16 protein-coding genes are annotated in these 21816 nt (G+C 53.2%); 14 read left to right on the forward strand and 2 right to left on the reverse strand.

Annotation, left to right across the window (positions count from 1 at the left end):
• The first annotated feature begins 28 nt into the window (after nt 1–28).
• The 5 genes from AVO44_RS15510 to recF all read left to right on the forward strand — a co-directional run bounded on the left by AVO44_RS15510 (nt 29) and on the right by recF (nt 5733).
• The gene (locus AVO44_RS15510; RefSeq protein WP_068338614.1) at nt 29–805 is read left to right on the forward strand and encodes an enoyl-CoA hydratase; all 777 of its coding nucleotides are present in this window, start codon (nt 29–31) and stop codon (nt 803–805) included.
• Nucleotides 806–1026: 221 nt separating this feature from the next.
• The gene (rpsT, locus tag AVO44_RS15515; RefSeq protein ID WP_068338617.1) at nt 1027–1290 is read left to right on the forward strand and encodes a 30S ribosomal protein S20; all 264 of its coding nucleotides are present in this window, start codon (nt 1027–1029) and stop codon (nt 1288–1290) included.
• 560 nt (nt 1291–1850) lie between these two features.
• Nucleotides 1851–3248 (forward strand): chromosomal replication initiator protein DnaA, encoded by a 1398-nt coding sequence (gene dnaA / locus AVO44_RS15520; RefSeq protein WP_068338620.1) that lies wholly within the window; start codon nt 1851–1853, stop codon nt 3246–3248.
• 226 nt (nt 3249–3474) lie between these two features.
• Nucleotides 3475–4596, forward strand: coding sequence for a DNA polymerase III subunit beta (dnaN, locus tag AVO44_RS15525; RefSeq protein WP_068338623.1), 1122 nt, complete (start codon nt 3475–3477; stop codon nt 4594–4596).
• Between the two features lie 39 nt (nt 4597–4635).
• On the forward strand, nt 4636–5733 hold the full coding sequence (recF, locus tag AVO44_RS15530) for a DNA replication/repair protein RecF (protein ID WP_068338626.1): 1098 nt from the start codon (nt 4636–4638) through the stop codon (nt 5731–5733).
• Here recF and AVO44_RS15535 read toward each other — a convergent pair.
• Nucleotides 5730–6296, reverse strand: a complete 567-nt coding sequence (locus AVO44_RS15535; RefSeq protein ID WP_068338629.1) for a carboxymuconolactone decarboxylase family protein — start codon at nt 6294–6296, stop codon at nt 5730–5732. The two genes, recF and AVO44_RS15535, sit on opposite strands and share 4 nt — an antisense overlap.
• Nucleotides 6297–6396: 100 nt before the next feature.
• Between AVO44_RS15535 and AVO44_RS15540 the strand changes: the two genes are divergently transcribed.
• The 6 genes from AVO44_RS15540 to AVO44_RS15565 all read left to right on the forward strand — a co-directional run bounded on the left by AVO44_RS15540 (nt 6397) and on the right by AVO44_RS15565 (nt 17223).
• A complete protein-coding gene (locus tag AVO44_RS15540; RefSeq protein WP_068338632.1) occupies nt 6397–6969 on the forward strand; it encodes a TetR/AcrR family transcriptional regulator in 573 nt (190 codons plus the stop codon).
• A gap of 102 nt (nt 6970–7071) precedes the next feature.
• Complete coding sequence (gene gyrB, locus AVO44_RS15545; protein WP_068338634.1) at nt 7072–9489, forward strand: DNA topoisomerase (ATP-hydrolyzing) subunit B; 2418 nt, start codon at nt 7072–7074, stop codon at nt 9487–9489.
• 250 nt (nt 9490–9739) lie between these two features.
• Nucleotides 9740–12193, forward strand: coding sequence for a type I restriction-modification system subunit M (locus AVO44_RS15550; RefSeq protein ID WP_068338637.1), 2454 nt, complete (start codon nt 9740–9742; stop codon nt 12191–12193).
• Nucleotides 12187–13422 (forward strand): restriction endonuclease subunit S, encoded by a 1236-nt coding sequence (locus AVO44_RS15555; RefSeq protein ID WP_068338640.1) that lies wholly within the window; start codon nt 12187–12189, stop codon nt 13420–13422. The genes AVO44_RS15550 and AVO44_RS15555 overlap by 7 nt, the downstream gene beginning before the upstream one ends.
• Nucleotides 13419–16508, forward strand: a complete 3090-nt coding sequence (locus tag AVO44_RS15560; protein ID WP_068338645.1) for a type I restriction endonuclease subunit R — start codon at nt 13419–13421, stop codon at nt 16506–16508. Before AVO44_RS15555 ends, AVO44_RS15560 begins: the two co-directional genes overlap by 4 nt.
• Nucleotides 16495–17223: a M48 family metallopeptidase gene (locus AVO44_RS15565; protein ID WP_068338651.1), complete on the forward strand. Its 729-nt coding sequence runs from the start codon at nt 16495–16497 to the stop codon at nt 17221–17223. The genes AVO44_RS15560 and AVO44_RS15565 overlap by 14 nt, the downstream gene beginning before the upstream one ends.
• Before the next feature lie 37 nt (nt 17224–17260).
• Here AVO44_RS15565 and AVO44_RS15570 read toward each other — a convergent pair whose 3' ends face one another.
• The gene (locus tag AVO44_RS15570) at nt 17261–18109 is read right to left on the reverse strand and encodes a hypothetical protein (protein WP_068338654.1); all 849 of its coding nucleotides are present in this window, start codon (nt 18107–18109) and stop codon (nt 17261–17263) included.
• 75 nt (nt 18110–18184) lie between these two features.
• On the opposite strand from AVO44_RS15570, the gene AVO44_RS15575 reads away from it, so the two are divergent.
• The 3 genes from AVO44_RS15575 to AVO44_RS15585 are packed head-to-tail and all read left to right on the forward strand — an operon-like array spanning nt 18185 to nt 21814.
• Entirely contained in the window at nt 18185–18892 is a 708-nt protein-coding gene (locus AVO44_RS15575; protein ID WP_068338657.1) for a PDDEXK family nuclease, read from the forward strand.
• Entirely contained in the window at nt 18892–20835 is a 1944-nt protein-coding gene (locus AVO44_RS15580; RefSeq protein ID WP_068338659.1) for a Mu transposase C-terminal domain-containing protein, read from the forward strand. The genes AVO44_RS15575 and AVO44_RS15580 overlap by 1 nt, the downstream gene beginning before the upstream one ends.
• Entirely contained in the window at nt 20828–21814 is a 987-nt protein-coding gene (locus AVO44_RS15585; protein ID WP_068338662.1) for a TniB family NTP-binding protein, read from the forward strand. Before AVO44_RS15580 ends, AVO44_RS15585 begins: the two co-directional genes overlap by 8 nt.
• Nucleotides 21815–21816: the final 2 nt, after the last annotated feature.

The raw sequence follows: 21816 nt of genomic DNA on the forward strand, positions 1-21816 counted from the left end.
GAACAGAACAACCGGAAGCTTACATCTCATGGCTTTTGAGACGATCATCGTCGAAATCGAAGACCACGTCGCCCTTATCAAGCTCAACCGCCCGGACGCGCTGAATGCGCTGAACACCCAGCTATTGGCTGAGTTGTGCGATGCGCTTGAAGACGCCGACAAGAACGACAAGGTGCGCTGCATCGTAATTACCGGCTCGGAAAAGGCATTTGCCGCCGGAGCGGACATCAAGGAGATGTCCGAGATGAGCTTTGTTGATGTTTTCAACATCAATTTGTTTGCTGACGCCAATGACCGTGTGTCGGCGATCCGAAAGCCGATTATTGCTGCAGTGGCGGGGTATGCCCTGGGTGGCGGGTGTGAACTGGCCATGCTGTGTGATTTTATCATCGCGGCCGATACGGCCAAGTTCGGACAGCCCGAGATCAATCTGGGCGTTATTGCCGGGCTGGGCGGATCGCAACGCCTGACGCGTTTTGTCGGCAAATCCAAATCGATGGACATGAACCTGACCGGCCGTTTCATGGATGCCGAGGAAGCCGAGCGCGCCGGACTGGTCAGCCGTGTCGTTCCTGCAAAGAAGCTGATGGAAGAGGCTATCGGCGCCGCGCAGAAGATCGCGGAGAAATCACAGCTAAGCGCAATGGCCGCGAAAGAGGCTGTGAACCGCAGCTACGAAGTGACGTTAAGCGAAGGTCTGCTGTTTGAACGCCGTGTCTTCCATTCGATGTTCGCCACGGAAGATCAGAAAGAAGGCATGGCCGCGTTCCTGGAAAAACGCGCGGCACAGTTCCGCGACAAGTAAACGCGCAACGAATTAAGAAAGGCGGGCCCGATCCGCCAATTTTTGGTCGCTATGCGCGAATGAAGAATCGGCTTGGCAAAATCTGAAAACTTGGATAATTAGCGCCGCATACATGCGCGTGCGGCCCGCTTGGCCCGACTCACACTCGTGATTCTGAACCGGTGCGGATATTCCGTGGCGCGCAACCCTAGATAACCGTACCGAACGAAGGTCAGAAACACATGGCAAACTCACCTCAGGCCAAAAAGCGCGCTCGTCAGAACGAGAAACGTTTTGCAATCAACAAAGCGCGCCGGTCGCGCATCCGCACCTACCTGCGCAAAGTCGAAGAAGCGATCGCATCCGGCGACAAAGAGGCCGCAACCGCAGCCCTGCGCGCAGCCCAGCCTGAACTGATGCGCGGCGTCACCAAGGGCGTCTTCCACAAGAACACTGCGTCGCGGAAAATGTCGCGCCTGTCGGCCCGCGTCAAAGCGCTCGGCTGATATGTTGAGTTGACCTAGGGTCAACAAAACAAGGCTATACTCCTGTTAAAGGCGTCACTTCACGTGGCGCCTTTTCGCTGCTGTTGCCGGAAAGTCGCGCCTTAATAAAGCCGAGAGATTCGTTCGGCCAAACATCCGAGTCAATATCAGAGTTTCGTTGCCGTACACCGCGACCTGTTGTTACCACTGTTACAGCGACTCACTCGCTTGGGGGGACAGGCTGTTTCATTGATCATACTGACGGGCATCAGGATGGTCGTGAAACAATTGTCGGAAAACGATGAAGATCGTTTTGCCGATCTGCTAATGGTCTTGGGATTTCCAAAGACTTGAGCCCTGTCGACAAAATTGATTGCGAAGCGCACCTCTGTTCAGGGGGCGACCCGGTTTTTTTGGGTGCCTGTGTATCAGGCCTTGCTGAATATGAAGGACAGGCCCGCCAAATCTATGTGGTTTGGTGAACCCTACCCCTTTTTCGAGTGAAAGCAAAAGAACCGGGCAACCGGGATTGAGAAATAAGGCCGACAGGCCAATAAAGAATGGGATGCGTGAGGCGCGTAATGACACAAGAGAAATGGGGACAACTGCGTAGCAAGCTGCTCAAGGCGATCGGAAAAAACAACTATACCACCTGGATCGAACCTCTTGAATTTCAGGAGCTTCAGGATGGCGTTGCGACATTCTCGGTTCCGACGAACTTCATGGGCAATTACGTCAGTCAGAATTTCGCGGACTTGATTCTGTATGAAATGAACACTGCGGGGGAATCGGTTCAGCGCCTCGCATTTCGTGTGGCGGCTAACTCACCGGTGCGACCGTCCAACGAACACGAGGGCGACTCTGCTGACGTCCGGAAAACGCCGCAGAGCCAACCTCTGTCGCAGCAGGCCGAGCCTGCGCAGGATGCGTTGGAATCGCTTCAGGCTGCGCCGCTGGACGCCCGTTTTACCTTTGATAGTTTCGTGGTCGGCAAACCCAACGAACTTGCTCATGCTGCCGCGCGCCGTGTTTCAGAAGGCGGCCCCGTTACATTTAACCCATTGGTTCTTTATGGCGGTGTTGGTCTTGGTAAAACGCACCTGATGCACGCCATCGCGTGGGAATTGAAGAACAAACGCCCAGAGTTGAATGTCCTCTACCTGTCGGCAGAGCAGTTCATGTACCGTTTTGTGCAGGCCCTGCGCGAACGTCGGATGATGGATTTCAAACATCTGTTCCGTTCGGTCGACGTGCTTATGGTAGATGATGTGCAATTCATCGCCGGTAAGGATTCGACCCAGGAAGAGTTTTTTCACACCTTCAATGCGTTGGTGGATCAGAACAAGCAGATCATCATCTCGGCTGACCGCGCCCCGGGTGAGATCAAGGACCTGGAAGAACGTGTAAAATCGCGCCTTCAATGTGGTCTTGTCGTTGACCTTCACCCTACGGATTACGAACTGCGTCTGGGCATTCTGCAAAACAAGGTGCAGCAATACAGCAGCACCTATCCCGACCTGACCATTGCCGATGGTGTGTTGGAATTCCTTGCGCATCGTATTTCGACCAATGTTCGTGTGCTGGAAGGCGCGCTGACCCGGCTGTTCGCTTTTGCCTCTCTGGTGGGGCGCGAGATCGATATGGAGTTGACGCAGGATTGTCTGGCGGATGTGCTGCGCGCGTCAGAGCGCAAGATCACCGTCGAAGAAATTCAGCGCAAAGTGTCGGACTACTACAACATTCGCCTGTCCGATATTATCGGGCCGAAACGCCTTCGGTCTTATGCGCGCCCGCGACAGGTGGCGATGTATTTGTGCAAGCAGTTGACCAGCCGGTCCCTGCCCGAGATCGGTCGCCGCTTTGGCGGGCGCGATCACACAACCGTCATGCACGGCGTCAAACGCATTGAAGAGCTGAAAGTCACCGATGGCCAGATCGCTGAAGACGTGGAAATGCTCCGTCGCGCGCTGGAAGCCTGAGGTTTTTCTAACCGCTTGAGAAGCGCCCCGGACCCTTGTGCCCGGGGTGTTTTCTTGTGCGCTTTTATCCACGGTTGCCAAGGAACTGTGCCCGCAGGGCAACGCGCCTCTTGACGCTTTGGATGTTCCGACCCAGAAAACCGTAAAAAATCCTTGTGCCTCAGGGCGGAACCGCTAACGTGCCAGTCCCGCCTGTTTCGGCACGCAAGTCAGAGGAATTGAGGGTATGAAGATCAGCATCGAACGCGGCACCCTTCTCAAGGCCGTTTCGCAGGCCCAATCCGTTGTGGAACGTCGCAACACCATTCCGATCCTTGCCAATGTGTTGATCGAAGCCGAAGGCGACCAGGTCCAGTTCCGCGCCACTGATTTGGATATCGAAGTGGTCGACAAGGCCCCGGCGCAGGTTGAAAAGGCCGGTGCGACAACTGTGGCCGCGACAACCCTGCACGAAATTGTGCGCAAACTTCCCGATGGGGCGCTGGTCACCCTGACAGCCGACAGCGCCGCAGGGCGTCTGACGGTTGAGGCGGGGCGATCAAACTTCTCGCTGGCGACGCTGCCGAAAGAAGATTTCCCGGTGATGGCGTCCTCGGAATACCAGTCTAACTTTACCGCACCGGCAGCTTTGCTGCGTCGTCTGTTCGACAAATCGAAATTTGCCATCTCGACCGAAGAGACCCGGTATTATCTGAATGGCGTTTACATGCATGTGGCTGACGGGTCGGATGGTGGCAAAGTGCTGCGATGCGTGGCCACCGATGGCCACCGGCTTGCCCGCATTGATGCCGATCTGCCTGATGGCGCGGCGGGTATGCCCGGTGTGATCGTGCCCCGAAAAACAGTGGGTGAGCTGCGCAAGCTGTTGGACGATGATGAAATGGATATCGCCGTTTCGGTCAGCGAAACCAAGGTACGGTTTGCGACGCCCGATATTACCCTGACCTCGAAAGTGATCGACGGTACGTTCCCGGACTATACCCGTGTGATTCCACAGGGGAACACGCGTCAGTTAGAGGTGGATGCCGCCGAATTCGCCCAAGCGGTGGATCGCGTCGCGACCGTTTCGTCCGAGCGGTCCCGCGCCGTAAAGCTGCAATTGGATGCAGACAAACTGGTGTTATCGGTCAACGCCCCCGACAGCGGTGCTGCCGAGGAAGAACTGGCTGTAGCTTATGGTGATGAGCGGCTGGAAATCGGGTTTAACGCGAAATACCTGCTTGAAATCGCTTCGCAGGTTGACCGCGAGAACGCGGTGTTCCTGTTCAACTCGGCTGGTGATCCAACGCTGATGCGCGAAGGCAATGATCAAAGCGCGGTCTACGTTGTCATGCCGATGCGCGTCTGATCGATCCCTCGGGGTGGTCCTTAACGAAGGGGAGGGGTCATGACTTTGGCCCTGACCGAACTTACGGTCTCGCATTTCCGGTCGCACAAGTTGGCGCGATTGTCTCTGGATGGGCGCCCCGTGGCGATTCATGGGCCGAACGGAGCCGGAAAGACGAATATTCTTGAAGCGGTGTCGCTGTTTTCACCCGGTCGCGGCATGCGGCGGGCAAGCGCGGCTGAGATGACCCGCAGGCCCGAAGCGCTGGGGTGGAAATTGACCGGGCTGCTGCAAGCGCAAGGTCGGAGCTACGAGGTCGAAACCTGGTCCGAGGGTGGAGCGGCCCGACAGGTTCGGATTGATGGCAAGGCTTCAAGTCAGATCGATCTGGGGAAACTGGCCCGAATCGTCTGGCTTATCCCCTCAATGGATCGGTTGTGGATCGAAGGGGCCGAAGGGCGGCGGCGGTTTCTGGATCGCATGGCGTTGAGTTTTGATCCCGCGCATGCCGAGGCGTCTTTGACGTATGAAAAAGCCATGCGGGAACGCAACCGTTTGCTGAAAGAGCAGGTGCGCGACGCCCATTGGTACGCGGCGCTGGAAGGCCAGATGGCCGAGACAGGACACCGGATTCACGCCGCCCGTATGGCGGCGCTGGATCATCTGCGCACGGCTCAGGAACAGGCTGAGACAGCATTCCCCTCGGCGGATCTGGAATTGGTGCAGACAGAAGGTGCAATGCCAGAGAGCGCTGAGGACTTGCGCGAGGCGCTGAACGAAAGCAGATTTCGCGATTTGGCAGCGGGTCGCACGTTGGTCGGGCCACATCGGTCCGACCTGTACGGGGTGTTTGCGGCCAAAGGTGTGCCCGCCAGGGATTGCTCGACCGGAGAGCAAAAGGCGCTGCTTGTTTCACTGATCCTGTCAAATGCGCGGGCACTGGCCGGAATGGTTGGGTCGCCCCCGATCGTTTTGTTGGACGAAGTCGCTGCCCATCTGGATGCGGCGCGGCGCGCGGCGCTATATGATGAGATCTGCGCGCTGGGCGCTCAGGCCTGGATGACGGGCACCGGGCCTGAACTGTTCGCGGAATTGGGCGACAGGGCCCAATCGCTGGTTGTGACCGAAGGCACAGACGGCTCGGTCGTGACCGCTTAGGCGGGTTCGTTGACTTTACGTTCCCACAGGAAGCCGCGCATGACTTCGTCAACCGGCGTCTTTGCCATGTGGTTCACGTAGTTTGACATGGTTTTTTGCGCCAGACCCAGAACCACGTCCAGAACGGCGCGGTGCGAATAACCTGCGTCAAAGAATGCTTGCAGCTGTTCTTCGCTGGGGTTGCCGCGTGTGTGCATCATCTGCAGCGTGAAAGTGCGCAATGCTTCGAGCTTGGCGTTCGGCAGCGGGGTTTCGTTGCGCAGCGCTTCGGTGATGTCGTCCGAGATCTTCATCATTTTGGCGATGCCCGTGTGCGCGGGCACGCAGTAGTGGCATTCGTTCTCCACGTTAATGGTCTGCCAGACGACGGTTTTCTCATCATTGTCGAAATCCGTTTGCAGGAACAGGTGATGCAGCACCTGGTAGCCTTCCAGATGCTGGGGGCTTTCGGCCATCACTTTGTGCAGGCCGGGAAGACGGCCAAAAGCGGCTTGGGATTTTTCCAGCAAAGGTTTGGACCCTTCCGGGGCGGTTTCGAGGTCGTGCGAGGGGAAATCAGCCATGTCGGAACTCCTTTTTTTTGGCGTATGGCGCATAAATAGGGTTTCTTGAGCGATCACTCAAGTATATATTTGAGCAAACGTTCAAGAATTGTAAGTGACGATGCCTCGCAAACCGACCTATGACCGAGACGCGCTGATCGCCAAAGCCCGTGACATTTTCTGGCGTCATGGCTGGGCGGGTACATCGTTGAAAGACCTGGAGCGTGAGCTGAAGCTGAATCCAGGTAGCATTTATGCCGCTTTTGGATCGAAGGATGCGCTTTATGCGTTGGCTCTGAAACGCTACGCGCAGGATGGGGTTGCGAACATAATGGCCTTGTCGCAGGAGCTTGGCCCGTTGGGGGCGCTCAAAGCGCAGCCGCGTTTGGTGGTTGAGGCGTCAGGCCTGCCGACCAAAGCCTGCATGCTGTCCAAGACCTATGCCGAGTTACAGGCCAGAAATCATGATCTGGCAAATCAGGCGCGCGCGCACATGGTCGAAATGAAGTCTTGTTTTGCGGACCTGTTTCGCAGCGCCCAAGCGGCCGGAGAAATCAGCCCGGAACATGACCCAGATCGTCTTGCAGCCCGATACCAATCCGACCTTTTGGGCCTGAGGTTGTCTGCCGAGCGCGATGATGTAAACGCGTCAGAAATCGCCGTTGATATTGCGGATGACCTCGACCGGCTATGATCCGCAAGGACCACCAATCCAGACCACAAAATATTGGGGGAGCGCGTGACAATCCCCACCAGAAAACGTATAAGTTACCAAAATAATATAGGTACTAACGGCATGTCCGAAGACGCACAGGCACCACAAGAATACGGCGCAGATTCTATCAAAGTTCTCAAAGGCTTAGAGGCGGTCCGCAAGCGCCCCGGTATGTATATCGGCGACACCGATGACGGGTCGGGCCTGCACCACATGGTGTACGAGGTCGTCGACAACGGAATTGACGAGGCTCTGGCCGGTCACGCCGACCATGTGACCGTTAAAATTCATGCCGATTCCAGCGTTTCGGTCAGCGATAACGGGCGCGGAATTCCAGTTGATACTCACCCCGAAGAAGGGGTCTCGGCCGCCGAGGTCATCATGACTCAATTGCACGCGGGCGGAAAATTCGACAGCAACTCGTACAAGGTATCGGGCGGTTTGCACGGTGTGGGTGTATCGGTGGTGAACGCGCTGTCCGACTGGCTTGAGCTGCGCATCTGGCGGAACGGCAAGGAACACGTCGCGCGTTTTGAAGGTGGCGAAACGGCAGAGCATCTGAAGGTCGTGGGTGAATGCGGCGACCGCACCGGGACCGAGGTGCGCTTTTTGGCCTCGACCAACACGTTTTCGAACCTTGAGTATTCGTTTGAGACGTTGGAAAAGCGCCTGCGCGAGTTGGCCTTTCTGAATTCAGGCGTCCGCATTATCTTGATCGACGAACGCCCGGCGGAACGGCTGGAGACCGAGCTGTTCTATGAGGGCGGCGTCAAGGAGTTCGTGAAGTATCTCGATCGATCCAAAACTGCCGCAATGCCCGAGCCAATCTATATCCAGGGTGAGCGGGACGATATCGGAGTTGAGATCGCCATGTGGTGGAACGACAGCTATCATGAGACGGTTCTGCCCTTCACCAACAACATCCCGCAGCGTGACGGTGGCACGCATGTCGCTGGCTTCCGTGGGGCGCTGACCCGCACGATCAACAACTACGCGCAGTCCAGCGGGATCGCGAAAAAGGAAAAGGTCAGCTTCACCGGTGACGATGCACGCGAAGGTCTGACCTGTGTGTTGTCGGTCAAAGTGCCCGACCCAAAGTTTTCGTCGCAAACGAAGGACAAACTGGTTTCGTCCGAAGTCCGCCCTGCGGTCGAAGGATTGATGAACGAAAAACTGGCCGAATGGTTCGAAGAAAACCCCAACGAGGCCAAGGTCATTGTCGGCAAGATCATCGAGGCCGCGCTGGCACGTGAGGCTGCACGCAAGGCCCGTGAACTGACTCGCCGCAAGACGGCGATGGATGTGAACTATCTGGCGGGTAAGTTGAAAGACTGCTCTGAAAAAGATCCGTCCAAGACCGAAGTCTTTCTCGTCGAGGGGGACTCGGCCGGTGGCTCGGCGCAGACAGGGCGGGATCGTCTGACTCAGGCCGTTTTGCCGCTGCGCGGGAAAATCCTGAATGTCGAGCGCGCACGCTTTGACCGGATGTTGTCGTCGCAGGAAATCGGCAACCTCGTGATGGCGTTGGGCACAGGCATCGGCCGCGATGAGTTCAACATCGAAAAACTGCGCTACCACAAGATTGTAATCATGACCGATGCGGATGTGGACGGAGCGCATATCCGGACGCTGCTGCTCACCTTCTTCTACCGGCAGATGCCGGAGCTGATTGAGGGCGGGTACCTCTATATTGCGCAGCCGCCGCTTTACAAAGTGTCGCGCGGTAAATCAGAGGTTTACCTGAAAGATCAAGCGGCGCTGGATGATTACTTGATCAATCAAGGGGTCGAAGGTGCTGTTCTGAAACTGGGCTCGGGCGAAGAGATCATCGGGCAGGACCTGACCCGCGTGGTCGACGAAGCACGTCAGCTGAAACGTGTGCTGGACGCGTTCCCAACCCATTATCCACGTCACATTTTGGAACAGGCCGCCGTCGCAGGAGCCTTTGTTCCGGGCGCGGTGGATGCTGACCTGCAGGGCGTAGCCGATAAGGTTGCCGCCCGTCTGGATCTGATTGCGCTGGAATATGAGCGCGGCTGGCAAGGGCGTATCACTCAGGATCACGGTATCCGACTGGCGCGTATCCTCCGCGGCGTTGAAGAGGTTCGTACGCTGGACGGCCCGATGCTGCGCTCGGGTGAGGCGCGCAAAACCGGCAGCTTCACGCAAAGCTTGCAAGAGGTCTACAATACCCCTGCAACGCTGGTGCGCCGCGACCGGTCTCAGGTCATCCACGGTCCGCTGGATCTGCTACGCGCCATTCTGGAAGAGGGCGAAAAAGGCCTGTCACTGCAACGCTACAAGGGGCTGGGTGAGATGAATCCCGACCAGCTTTGGGAAACCACGCTTGACCCGGACGCGCGCACGCTATTGCAAGTGCGCGTGAATGACATGGTCGAGGCGGATGACCTGTTCACCAAGCTGATGGGCGATGTGGTCGAACCGCGCCGGGAATTCATCCAGCAAAATGCGCTGAGCGTTGAGAATTTGGACTTTTAAGCTGTTGTAGGATCGCCCAAAATCCTGTTTTGACCCAAAGTTCCGACTAAATTGCCCAAAGTTCTGGTTATGATGCAATCAAGAGTTGAAATTCTTAGTTTCTTGTGTGCGAACTCAACTTTTGGGCGATTGCGAATGCCTAGCGGCTGCGGCATCCTCTGATTTGAAATCTCCAATAGGCCCATTGATCGCGGCAACAAATCACTGCGGCCAATTGGGCGCTGTACCTATCGAACCCTGAGGTGACCCGTTGGCAGTCAAGAAAACCGATCTTTATGCATCTCTATGGGCAAGCTGCGATGAGCTTCGCGGCGGCATGGATGCGTCCCAATACAAAAATTACATCCTGACGCTTCTGTTCATGAAGTATGTCTCCGACAAATACGCCAATCAGAAGTACGGCGCCATCGTTGTGCCTGAAGGCGGATCGTTTGGTGACATGGTTGCAGCAGATGGCAAGACGGATATCGGTGATCGCCTGAACACCATCGTCGGTGCTTTCGCGAAAGCTAATGACATGGACTGGCTCCGCAGTGCTGACAATGATTTCAACAACGAAGACCGGTTGGGCAAAGGGAAGGCTATGGTGGACACTTTGTCCAAGCTAGTCCGGATCTTTGATGGCTTGGACCTTGGGCGGAACCAGGCCGAGGGCGACGATCTCATGGGAGATGCCTATGAGTATTTGATGCGCCATTTCGCGACAGAGTCGGGAAAAAGCAAAGGGCAGTTCTACACACCTTCTGAAGTTTCTATAATTCTTTCCAAGGTCATCGGCATTGATTCCGAGACCAAACAAGACCAAACGGCGTACGACCCTACCTGTGGTTCGGGCTCCCTGCTTCTAAAAGTGAACGCAGAGGCTCCCAACGGCTTGTCGCTTTTCGGTCAGGAGAAGGAACAGGCCACTGCGGCGCTCGCCAAGATGAACATGGTGCTGCACAATAGTCCGACGGGTGTGATCTGGCAGGACGATACGATTTCTGCTCCACACTGGACGAAGGCAGACGGAACTCTTGAGACCTTCGACTATGCTGTTGCCAACCCGCCATTCTCTCTCAAATCCTGGTCGAATGGCATTGTGGTGGGGGAAGATCAATTCAGTCGCTTTGAGTACGGTGAACCTCCCGAGAAGAACGGCGACTATGCTTTCCTTCTGCACGTCATCAAGTCGCTTAAGAGTACGGGCAAAGGCGCTGTAATTCTGCCTCACGGTGTTCTCTTCCGCGGAAACGTCGAGGCGGACATCCGCAGGAATCTGATTCACCAAGGGTACATCAAGGGGATCATTGGTCTGCCGGCGAACCTGTTCTATGGAACCGGTATTCCAGCCTGCATCGTCGTGATCGACAAGGCTGCGGCCAAGGCAAACAACCCGATCTTCATGATTGACGCCTCCAAGGGCTTCATCAAAGACGGCAACAAGAACCGACTGCGGTCGCAAGACATCCACCGGATCGTGGATACCTTCAACAATCAGATCGAAGTGGACCGGTATTCACGGCTGGTTCCATATGATGAGATTGCGGACAAGAACGAGTTCAACCTGAACATTCCGAGGTATATCGACGCTAGCGAACCAGAGGACATCCATGATCTCAGCGCTCATTTGCAGGGCGGTATTCCGAACGCGGATATAGATGCCCTATCGCGGTATTGGGATGTGTTCCCAAACCTGCGTTCGGTTTTGTTCGAAGACGGGGTCCGACCTAATTATTCCAAAGCATTGGTCGAGCCGCGACAGATCAAAAAGACCATTCTGGACCAGCCGGAGTTCGAAACTTTCAAATCCGCGACCATGGAACGCTTCGAGGCTTGGAAAACCCGGCATGTTGACCGTCTCAAGAAGATAACGAACGGGGATCATCCAAAGGAACTGATCCACACGATTTCCGAGGACTTGCTCGGCAGTTTCGCGGATGCTGATTTGCTGGACAAATATGACATCTACCAGATCCTCATGTCCTATTGGCGGGATGTGATGCAAGACGATGTCTACATGCTGGTTCAGGACGGTTGGGAGGCAGCCAGCAAGGTCCGCCAACTGGTGCCTGTGAAGGACAAGAATGGCAAGAATGTCTACAAGGAAGAGGCGGATTTTGAGTTTGGCGCTGGCAAGGCCAAAACCAAGCATAAGTCCGATCTCATTCCACCAGCTTTAGTGGTTGATCGCTATTTCGCGGATGAGAAGGCAGACCTTGAAGCAAAGACACAGGCCAGGGACGAGGCTGCCCAGGCGCTGGAAAGCTACATCGACGAAAACAGTGGCGAAGACAGCCTGATCCAATCCGCCCACGGGGACAACGGCAAGTATGCGCAGGCCGAAGTGAAGCGGCAGATCAAAGCGGTCACGGATCCAGAGGAAGTAAACGCACTCAAGAAGCTGCTGAAATTGCAGACCGCTGAGACCACAACCAAGAAGGCTGAGAAAGACGCGATTGCGGCTCTGAACCTAAAAGTATTTCAGAAGATCCCACAGTTATCGGAGCAGGAGGCCAAAACACTGGTTGTAGACGACAAGTGGGTCGCGTCCGTCGAGTCCCAAGTTGAGGAGGAAGTCGAGAGGGTTACGCAGGCTTTGGCAAATCGCGTCCGGGTTTTGGAAGAACGCTATGCGAAAACCCTACCGAAGCTGGAGGAGGCCGTCGGTCAATACAGCGCCAAAGTCGAGGCTCATCTGAAAAAGATGGGGTTGTCATGGTGAAGGCGGGACACAAACAGACAGACGCCGGTTTGATTCCAGAGGACTGGGAAGTGCTTCCCTTCAATAAAACTCTGAACATCGCAAGCGGTCAAGTTGATCCAAGAAAGCCGCCATTTTGCGAATTTTTGCTAGTTGCTCCGGATCATATTGAAGAAGCGACGGGGCGATTGCTAGAACGAAAAACAGCGTTTGAACAAAGCGCAATAAGCGGAAAGTACGTTTTTGAGTCCGGCCAAATAGTCTACTCCAAAATACGTCCATATCTTCGCAAGTTGATTTTCTCAGATTGCACAGGTTTGTGCAGTGCCGACATGTACCCGTTGTCCGCTACGACCGCCGCTGATGCCAAGTTTTGCTTTTACGCCATGCTCGGGGAAAGGTTTTCAAACTTTGCAAGCACAATCTCTGCAAGAAGCGGCATTCCCAAGATAAATAGGGAAGAAATATCAGAGTTCAGCTTCGCCCTCCCTCCGAAGCCCGAACAAAGTGCCATCGCTGGGGTGCTTTCGGATATGGATGGGTTGATTGCTGGACTTGAGGCGCTGATTGCAAAAAAGCGCGCGGTCAAGATTGCCACCATGCAACAGCTACTAACCGGCAAAACCCGTCTGCCGGGATATGTGCGCGATTGGAAGGAGATTTCGATTGGCAAAGATGCGCGTCTGTCGGCACGTATTGGTTGGCAAGCTCTCACAACCAAAGAGTATATGGAGTCGGGTGACTACTTCTTAGTAACAGGAACGGACTTTTCAAACGGTGCAGTCGATTGGTCTTCTTGCTGGTTTGTGGATGAGTGGCGCTATTCTCAAGACCGAAAAATACAGCTCAGAGCACAAGATGTTCTTGTCACCAAAGATGGAACAATAGGGAAAGCTGGATATGTTGAAGAGTTGGTTGGGCCGGCAACCCTAAATAGTGGAGTGTTCGTAATTCGTCCGATTGACAACTCTTTTTGTCCAAAGTTCCTCTATCATGTACTGACATCTAGAATATTCGATGAGTTTATTGACGAAATTTCGGCTGGTTCGACAATCACCCATTTGTATCAAAAAGACTTCGTCAAATTCAGTTTCATGGCGCCAGAATACGACGAACAGGAGGAAGTCTCCGAGGTTCTGAGCTCTATGGATCAAGACATTTCAGCACTAGAAGTTCGGCTTTCAAAAACCAAAGCCCTCAAACACGGCGTGATGCAAGAGCTTCTGACGGGCAGAACGAGATTGGTATGAATAAGATTGGTCAGATTGAACGGGCCACTCAGAACAGAGTGGTCAAGCTTTTTAAAAATTATTTGGAATACGAATACCTTGGCAACTGGCAGGACCGACCGAACAATCGGAACATCGAGTCCGAGATCCTTGGTCGATGGCTGACAGCGCAGGGGCACAGCGCCTCGGTTCGGTCTCGGGTGTTCAACCAACTAGAAATTGCGACGGCCCTTGGGTCTGGCCGCCATCTCTATGAGGCCAATAAGGATGTCTATGGCCTGCTGCGCTATGGAGTGAAGGTCAAAGACGATGGGGATGAGTTAACCCAGACCGTCTGGCTAATCGACTGGGAAAACCCCGAAAACAACCATTTCGCCATTGCAGAGGAGGTATCGGTCGAAGGGGAAAACAAAAAGCGGCCGGATATTGCTCTATACGTCAATGGCATCGCCCTAGGGGTGATCGAGCTCAAACGATCCAGTGTGTCAGTCAGCGAAGGCATTCGACAAAACCTAGACAACCAGGACAAGGCGTTCATCCGAAACTTTTTTACCACGATGCAGTTTTGCTTTGCCGGCAATGACACTGAAGGACTGCGCTACGGCACGATCCAGACGCCGGAAAAGCACTTTTATGCCTGGAAGGAAGACGTCGAAAATCCGTTCGACAGCCCGCTTGATTTTCACCTCAGCCTAATGTGCGAGAAACGGCGGTTTCTGGAGCTAATCCACGACTTCATTGTGTTCGATAAAGGAGTGAAGAAGACCTGCCGGCACAACCAATATCACGGGGTGATTGCTGCTCAGGACCACATCCACGGTCACATGAACGGCATTATCTGGCACACTCAAGGGTCAGGCAAAAGCCTGACCATGGTGTGGCTTGCTAAATGGATCCGTGAGCATGTGGACGACGCCCGGGTGCTGGTGATTACGGATCGTACCGAGCTGGATGAACAGATCGAGGGCGTCTTTCAAGGCGTTGATGAAAAGATCTTTCGCACCAAAAGTGGTGATGAGTTGATCAGCGTTCTGAACAGCCCAGTCGAATGGTTGGTGTGCTCCTTGATTCACAAATTCGGACGTCAATCCGAGGGCGAAGATGAGCAAGCAACCGAAAAGTTTATTGAGGACCTGAAGGCGAGCTTACCTTCAGACTTCGAAGCCAAGGGGGAGATGTTTGTCTTCGTAGACGAATGTCACCGAACCCAATCCGGCAAGCTTCATGAGGCTATGAAGGCGATCCTGCCGAATGCAACCTTTGTTGGCTTTACCGGCACGCCGCTGCTGCGGGCAGACAAGAAGAAAAGTATCGAGGTGTTTGGCGGCTTCATCCATACCTATAAGTTCGATGAGGCTGTTGCAGATAAGGTTGTCCTAGACCTCCGATATGAGGCCCGGGATATCGACCAGTACGTCACTTCTCAAAAGAAGGTCGACAAGTGGTTCGAAGCCAAAACAAAGGGTCTGAGTGACTCTGCAAAAGCGCAGCTCAAACTGAAATGGGGAACGCTTCAAAAGGTCCTGTCCAGCCAAGGGCGGTTAGAGCAGATCGTTGACGACATCCTGATGGACATGGAAACAAAGCCTCGCCTTATGGATGGGCGCGGCAACGCAATGCTGGTTTGTTCCAGTATTTATCAAGCCTGCAAGGTATTTGATATCTTCAGCCAAACTGACCTTGCTGGCAAATGCGCCATTGTCACCAGCTACCACCCGTCTCCTGCGGATATCAAAGGTGAAAGCACTGGAGAGGGGCTGACCGAAAAGCTGAACCAGTACAACATCTATCGCAGGATGCTTGCGGACTATTTTGAGCAGTCCGAAGACGAGGCTATGAACCGGGTTGAGGAGTTTGAAAAGGCCGTCAAAAAGAAATTCGTAAACGAGCCTGGCCAGATGCGGTTGCTGATCGTGGTCGATAAGCTCCTTACTGGGTTTGATGCCCCTTCTGCTACGTATCTCTACATCGACAAGGAGATGCGCGACCACGGCCTATTCCAGGCGATATGCCGCGTGAACCGGCTGGATGGAGACGACAAGGAATACGGTTACGTTGTTGATTACAAGGATCTCTTCCACCGCTTGGAAAGCTCGATTTCCGATTACACTAGCGGTGCATTTGATAACTACGATCAGGAAGACGTTGCCGGGTTGCTGAGTGACCGGCTCGAAAAAGGAGCCGAGCGGCTTGAAGAAGCCCGGGAGACAATCAAGGCGATTTGCGAGCCTGTGCTGGAGCCACGTCGGCAGAAACAATACTTTGACTATTTTATTGGTGATGCGGCCAACAAAACCGAGATCGCCGAAAACGAACCCAAACGGATTGCACTGTACAAGGCAGCGGCGTCCTTGGTCAGAGCATACGCCAATCTCGCAAACGAGATGTTGGCGGCGGGGTACACGACAGCGCAGGAAGCTGAGGTGAAAACCGAGGTTGAACATTACAGCAAACTGAGCGCCGAGGTGAAACTGGCCAGTGGTGACTTTGTGGACATGAAACTATACGAACCGGCCATGCGACGTCTCTTGGATACCTACATTCAGGCGGAGGACAGCAAACTGCTCGCTGACTTTGAAGAAATGGGCCTGATCCAACTGATCGTCGAGAAGGGTACAGAACCCCTTGAAGATCACACTATGGCTATGATGACTTCGGAAGAAGCTATGGCCGAAGCAATCGAAAACAACATTCGCAAAGTCATCATTGATGAGCAGCGAGTGAACCCTCAGTATTATGAAAAAATGTCTGAACTTCTGGAAGCGCTTATTGAAGAACGACGGAAGCAGGCGCTCGAGTACAAGGAATACTTGGAGAAAGTCAAAGAGCTCTCTGTCCAGGTTGTTAACCCTGGTGGCGTTGACCCAACTGACTACCCTGCTTCAGTCGATACGACGGCCAAGAAAGCAATGTATGATAACTTCGATGTCGACGAGAGTTGGGTTGCGAAAGTTGATACCGCGATCAAGTCAACAAAAAAGGCGAATTGGGTCGGAAGCGCAATCAAAGAACGCGAGGTTGCCGGAGCCATCTTTGCCGCGGTGGGAGATGCCATAGACATTGATGACATCCTGAACATTGTTCGGAACCAACATGAGTATCAGTAGGACCAAGCTATCGGTTTCCGGGATCGACGTTGATTTGATCCGAAAGGATGTAAAGAACATCCACCTATCGGTGTGCCCGCCAGATGGCTTGGTGAAACTGACGGCTCCCAGCAAACTGTCAGATGACAATGCACGTCTGGCCGTGATTCAGAAACTGCGTTGGATCAGGAATAAGCAAGCCGATTTTCAACAACAGCAACGTCAGAGCAAACGTCAGTTTGTGGATGGCGAAAGCCACTATTTCGATGGCGAAAGATACCTGCTGGAAGTCAGGGAAGAGCAAGCCAAGCCAACGGTTCAGATTGCTGGCAACGGTCGGCTGAGGATGACGGTGCGGCCTGGATCCAATCTGGCGACAAAGTCCAGTACCATGGCTGAATTCTACCGTGCGCACCTAAAGCGATTTGTGTCTGGTCACGTAGATGATTGGGCGGCACGTTTAGGCGTGGAGCCCAAAGAAATTCGAGTTCAAAAGATGAAAACACGATGGGGGAGCTGCAACACAGCCACGGGTCGAATTTTGCTAAATCTTGAACTCGCAAAGAAGCCCCGGACGTGTGCCGAATACATTTTGGTGCACGAGTTAGTTCATTTGCTTGAGCGGTGTCATAACGAGCGCTTCGTTGCTCATATGGACAGAGTGATGGCCGATTGGCGTCATAGAAGAGATGTGCTGAGGTCTTTGCCGCTAGCTTACGAAACTTGGGCCTACTGAGGTCGCACGTCAGCAGTCTTCTTGGTGAACAGAATTGCTACCTAAACTCCGGATAGCGTTCTTCAAAAATCTCAAGGTCCGCGAGAGTGAACCATTCCTTCTCTGGCAAAGCCGCGAACTTTATCCCGTCGATCTCCAACTTCTCTCTAATGTTGTCCATCTCTTGAAGGTTGTATTCAGAATCCTGAGGAACAACGTAGAGAACTTCTGGAACATTTCGTAGCACCAGAGCGGCGCGAGCCAGTTGGTCAATAATATAGCTAGGATCCACTCTTGATCGCGGCCCCCTTATCTCAATTGCGCAGAGCAGTTCAGAGCCATCATAAACAACCAGGTCTGTTCCCAGAGGCTCCAGCGTTTTTCCTTCCTGAACGATCAAATTCTGATGATTGAAAATGTCATCGACATTCTCTTTAAAGAAAGCCTTCGCGGCATTCTCGAATGATTGTCCACGCTGCTTGGCCGTTAGCCTCGCTTGCGCTTGAGGACGACCCATAACCGACCTGCTGGTACGCACCTTTTCAAGAATGCGCGCCATTTCCGATTGCGAGACTTCACCGGCAAAGACCTTTGGGGAGATCTCCTTCGCCTTTTCGGAACTATATTGCTCCAGTCTTGAAAGTAGCAGAACCTGCATCATTCCAAGCCACTGTGGTTTCTTATCCAAAATCTCAGGATGATTGGACTGTAACCAGTCCGTAGCTCGCATTTGATTGCGCAGACTGCTGGCTTTGGTTCCTCTTGCGTCCGCGACGGCTTGAAGAGCTTCTTCAGCAAATTTGAACCCATATGAACTAGGTTCTTGAACAAGAGAATTGAGCCACTCACCCAGCGCCATCCAATTTTCTGCTAGTGCTCTTTCACGAAACTCGTTGCTATCTTGCATCAGTACTGCACACCTTTTGTTTCATTCGCATGGCGCCCATTGCCATTGCGAATGACTTATTGTATTCGTCTCTGTATGAAAGAAAACAAGTTCGCAAATCCAACGATGCGCCGTGTGCACAAGCGTGGCATGCAGAAACGGGCAAGCAAGATGGCCGGCACCAAGTTTCGTGGCGTCATCCAGCTCGAAAGCCACATGGAAGTAACGCTTGTCTGTTGCTTGGAGATTGACCCGCGAGTGCTCTCTCTCAAAACTCAACCATGTACTATCAGTCTGGCTTCTGGAAGAGTTTTTCGCGACAAGAACGCATTGGAAGCGCATCTCGGTCGTGCAGGTAGAAAGAACCCCATTTACACGCCGGATTTTGAAGTTCTTCTGAAAGACGGGACCAAGTCGCTTTTGGACGCTAAGCATTCCGCTCACATTGAGAAGAAACCTGAGTATTTGCTCTACCCAGAGCTCCTACAAAGCTTCGGTTTGTCTTTGCTAATGGTCACCGAAGAACTCCTTCAAGGGCCCTTGTACTATAATGCTAGACTGCTGGCTCCCTGGGTTGGAAAAAAGTGCCCGGCGCATGTTCTTGAGCAACTCAGCGATATGGGCGACGACAGTTCCTCATATAGAGATCTGCACCTTCATCACGGACTTAGCCAAGGTGAAATCTGCATGGCTTTGCTCAACGGTCTCCTGAAGTTCGACATTACGGCGTCGAGGCTGCGTCAAGCCTCTGCGCTGGAAGCAAACGACGGCTGCACCCGTTTCTTGGAGGTTCTGAAGTTTTAATGAACCTTGTTTCTCGAAAAGACGGCCGAACGATTACGCATAATGGCGAAGACTATGTCGTAGACGGCCCGGTTCCATCAAAGGACGCGGTGCAACTCATCGATCAGAACGGTGAAGTTTATCAAATTTCTGGAGATGAGTTTCGGAAGGCCATTTCAAATGGGCTTGTGCGATCCTCTGAGTTGAGCCCAACAAGATATGGAACGTATCAGTCCGAGGAGCACAGGTTAGAAACTGATTTCCGCCTTTTCATTGTCCGGCAGGAGCTTCGCCTGAGGGAAAAAGAAGTGCCTCGTCGATCACGACGGGTATACATTGAAAAGCAGGTTTCTCAGAAGGCGCAGTTCGCTGCACGCAGAAAGCCGTTTCCTTCACAAAGCACGATTAATGATTGGACGTCTAAATTCATCAAAAACGGTGTCCAGGGGTTGGTCCCCAAAACTCATCGTTCGGGAAATCGCACTGATCGCTGTGACGCAGTGTTTCGCGAAATTGTCGAAAATTTGATTGAACAACAGTACCTACCACACGACAGATTGCGGGTTTCCGATCTGCATCGAGAGGCGTGTCGGCAGTACCTTTTTTGGTGTAGCGAAAATGATTTGGAAGCGGGAAATTGCGGGCGCAAGGTTGTCGAAGCGATTATCAAAACGCTGCCACATGATGACCTAATCAAACGAAAAATGGGTAGTAAGCACGCGAAAACACATAGGAAACAAGCAAAAAAGTTCTACGACATCGAAGCGCCATTTGATCGAGTGGAAATTGACTCAACGCCAGCGGACATCATGGTTACAAATCGAAGCGGTGAACTCGTTGGCAGGCCGTGGGTGACTGCGGCTATTGACTGTGCAACGGGATGGGTTCTGGCTCAGTTGTTTACTCTTCATCATCCCAATTCGGAGACCATTGTCGAAACATTGATGAAGACGATGACGCACTGCGAAGAAGAATTTTTTGAAAATTTTGGAATCGTCAGCAGAAAGACATATGCAGCGAAGCCCAAACTGTTCGTTCTTGATCAAGCGCAGGAGAACCAGGGAGATTTCTTGGACGCTGTTATTATTGCTACGCGTTCAGAAGTGTTTTGGGCTGAGCCAAGAAACCCACAGCAGAAACCGTTCATTGAACGATACAATCGTACCTTCAATGATATGGTAAAAACACTTCCCGGTGCTACCGAAAGCACCTTATTGCCCGGCAACAGCCGGCAAGAAAAGGCGGAAGAAGAGGCCTGCCTCACACTCGATGAATTCGAAGAAATCATGCAGAAATGGCGGTTTGACGAATACCACCTGCGTCAACGAAAGCGGATTTGCAGTGTTTTCAGAAAATATGAATCACCACTGGAGGCGATGCAACGATTGGCTGAGGAACACGTAATGCCTGATCCACTCACACTGGAAGAACGTGCGGAGTGCTTCTGGGTGTTCGAAGAAACACGTGGTGGTTGGAAATACGGAGTCGAGTTTGAACATATGCAATTCTGGTCCGAAGAACTAGGGGACCTACTCCGCCGTATTGGTTACGGAAAGCAGCTGAAAATCAGATACAATCCTTTGGATGTAAGAATGATTTTAGTGGTCGACCCACAAGATGAGAGACTTGTCCCTGCATACAACAAAATTGATGGACTTGACGGTTTGTCTTATGCCGCCATCAAAGCAATCCGGCCGCCCCGAGCAAAGATGACGCCGGATTGCTTTGACAGCGAAGCTGTTCTCCAGGCCATGATGGAGCGTCGGCAGACCAAAAAACTCGGAAAAACCAAGATGCAAAAGACGCGTGCAGATGAGATCGAGCGGAGAAGAACACATAGAATGCATGAGCGCGCGCTCAAACAGCCTTTGATCCCCGGCCAAGTTTTGGTGGCGCCCCGAACGTCGGCAATGACGATTCCAACCACCCTTGACCTGCCCAAGGTGGAGAAAAAGAATGCTTGATCAGACCAAGAATGATTTCGACGCGGTTTTGCGCGATATCACAATTCGTCACCATTCTTACATGCACGCCTTGCTGGAAGTAGAAGACCTGTTGACCTTCGCGAGTTCTGAGTCTGGTGGGATCATTCCTATCTTGGGCCCTACACGATGCGGCAAGACAGAGCTTTTGTCAGATTTAAAGTCCCGCAACCAAACGGTGCGTCGGGCACCTGGTATGCTACTGGAAAAATCTGACTTTGTGCTCGGTCGCGTGCCGGCGAGACCAAATGACCGTGACCTCTATGTGGCTTTGCTTGAAGCCGTTGGCGGTACGGCGGGCCCAAAGGAAAAAACCAGCATTGTGCGCGAAAGGCTTTTTGAGCTCATCAGCGCATTTGGCATCCGAGTTATTGCGCTGGACGAAGCAAGCCACACTGCCGAACGCGGCGCCAATTTGTCCGCTCGCGGAGCCGGAGATCATTTCAAAACAGTCGTTGACCAATCAGGCGTGGTACTGGTGCTTGCGGGCCTTCCAAGGTTTCAAAGTTTACTCGACGCGAATGAGCAGTTTGCAGCTCGCTCGATGAAGACCGTGGTTATTGAACCTTACTCTTGGTCCAAAGATGAAGACCGCAAGCATTTTTGCGCAGCAGTGAATTCCGCGTTTCAATGTCTTGAACAAGCTGGATTGCTGCTTGATTTTGACAAGGAAGACTTGGTGCGTCGACTTTACGGCGCTTCCGGCGGCCGAATTGGCCAAGTCTTGAAGATGCTTCGAGCGTCCATTCAAAGACTTCCTGGTACGGCTCTGTCCTTAGGCCAGATTTCAGAGAGTGCCAGCAAGGTTATGCAGTCACAAGTTTCATGCGAAATGTTCTTTGCTCTGGATCCACCTTCGGACTTACAGCTCGTCTCTGCGTATGGTGAGGTGATGGAAGCAGCACAGCTTGAGGTAAGCCCAAGCACAGTTCAAGATCTATTGGGGATTCAAGAGCAATAGGC

It is taken from the genome of Ruegeria profundi (assembly GCF_001507545.1).
GTDB lineage: Bacteria > Pseudomonadota > Alphaproteobacteria > Rhodobacterales > Rhodobacteraceae > Ruegeria > Ruegeria profundi.

Excerpts from the sequence above, each read along its gene's own strand:
- AVO44_RS15510 (WP_068338614.1), top strand. The coding sequence starts at position 29 with ATGGCTTTTGAGACGATCATCGTCGAAATCGAAGACCACGTCGCCCTT.
- AVO44_RS15565 (WP_068338651.1), top strand. The coding sequence starts at position 16,495 with ATGAGTATCAGTAGGACCAAGCTATCGGTTTCCGGGATCGACGTTGAT.
- gyrB (WP_068338634.1), top strand. The coding sequence starts at position 7,072 with ATGTCCGAAGACGCACAGGCACCACAAGAATACGGCGCAGATTCTATC.
- AVO44_RS15580 (WP_068338659.1), top strand. The coding sequence starts at position 18,892 with ATGAACCTTGTTTCTCGAAAAGACGGCCGAACGATTACGCATAATGGC.
- dnaA (WP_068338620.1), top strand. The coding sequence starts at position 1,851 with ATGACACAAGAGAAATGGGGACAACTGCGTAGCAAGCTGCTCAAGGCG.
- dnaN (WP_068338623.1), top strand. The coding sequence starts at position 3,475 with ATGAAGATCAGCATCGAACGCGGCACCCTTCTCAAGGCCGTTTCGCAG.
- AVO44_RS15535 (WP_068338629.1), bottom strand. The coding sequence starts at position 6,296 with ATGGCTGATTTCCCCTCGCACGACCTCGAAACCGCCCCGGAAGGGTCC.
- AVO44_RS15570 (WP_068338654.1), bottom strand. The coding sequence starts at position 18,109 with ATGCAAGATAGCAACGAGTTTCGTGAAAGAGCACTAGCAGAAAATTGG.
- rpsT (WP_068338617.1), top strand. The coding sequence starts at position 1,027 with ATGGCAAACTCACCTCAGGCCAAAAAGCGCGCTCGTCAGAACGAGAAA.
- AVO44_RS15540 (WP_068338632.1), top strand. The coding sequence starts at position 6,397 with ATGCCTCGCAAACCGACCTATGACCGAGACGCGCTGATCGCCAAAGCC.
- AVO44_RS15555 (WP_068338640.1), top strand. The coding sequence starts at position 12,187 with ATGGTGAAGGCGGGACACAAACAGACAGACGCCGGTTTGATTCCAGAG.
- recF (WP_068338626.1), top strand. The coding sequence starts at position 4,636 with ATGACTTTGGCCCTGACCGAACTTACGGTCTCGCATTTCCGGTCGCAC.
- AVO44_RS15575 (WP_068338657.1), top strand. The coding sequence starts at position 18,185 with ATGAAAGAAAACAAGTTCGCAAATCCAACGATGCGCCGTGTGCACAAG.
- AVO44_RS15585 (WP_068338662.1), top strand. The coding sequence starts at position 20,828 with ATGCTTGATCAGACCAAGAATGATTTCGACGCGGTTTTGCGCGATATC.
- AVO44_RS15560 (WP_068338645.1), top strand. The coding sequence starts at position 13,419 with ATGAATAAGATTGGTCAGATTGAACGGGCCACTCAGAACAGAGTGGTC.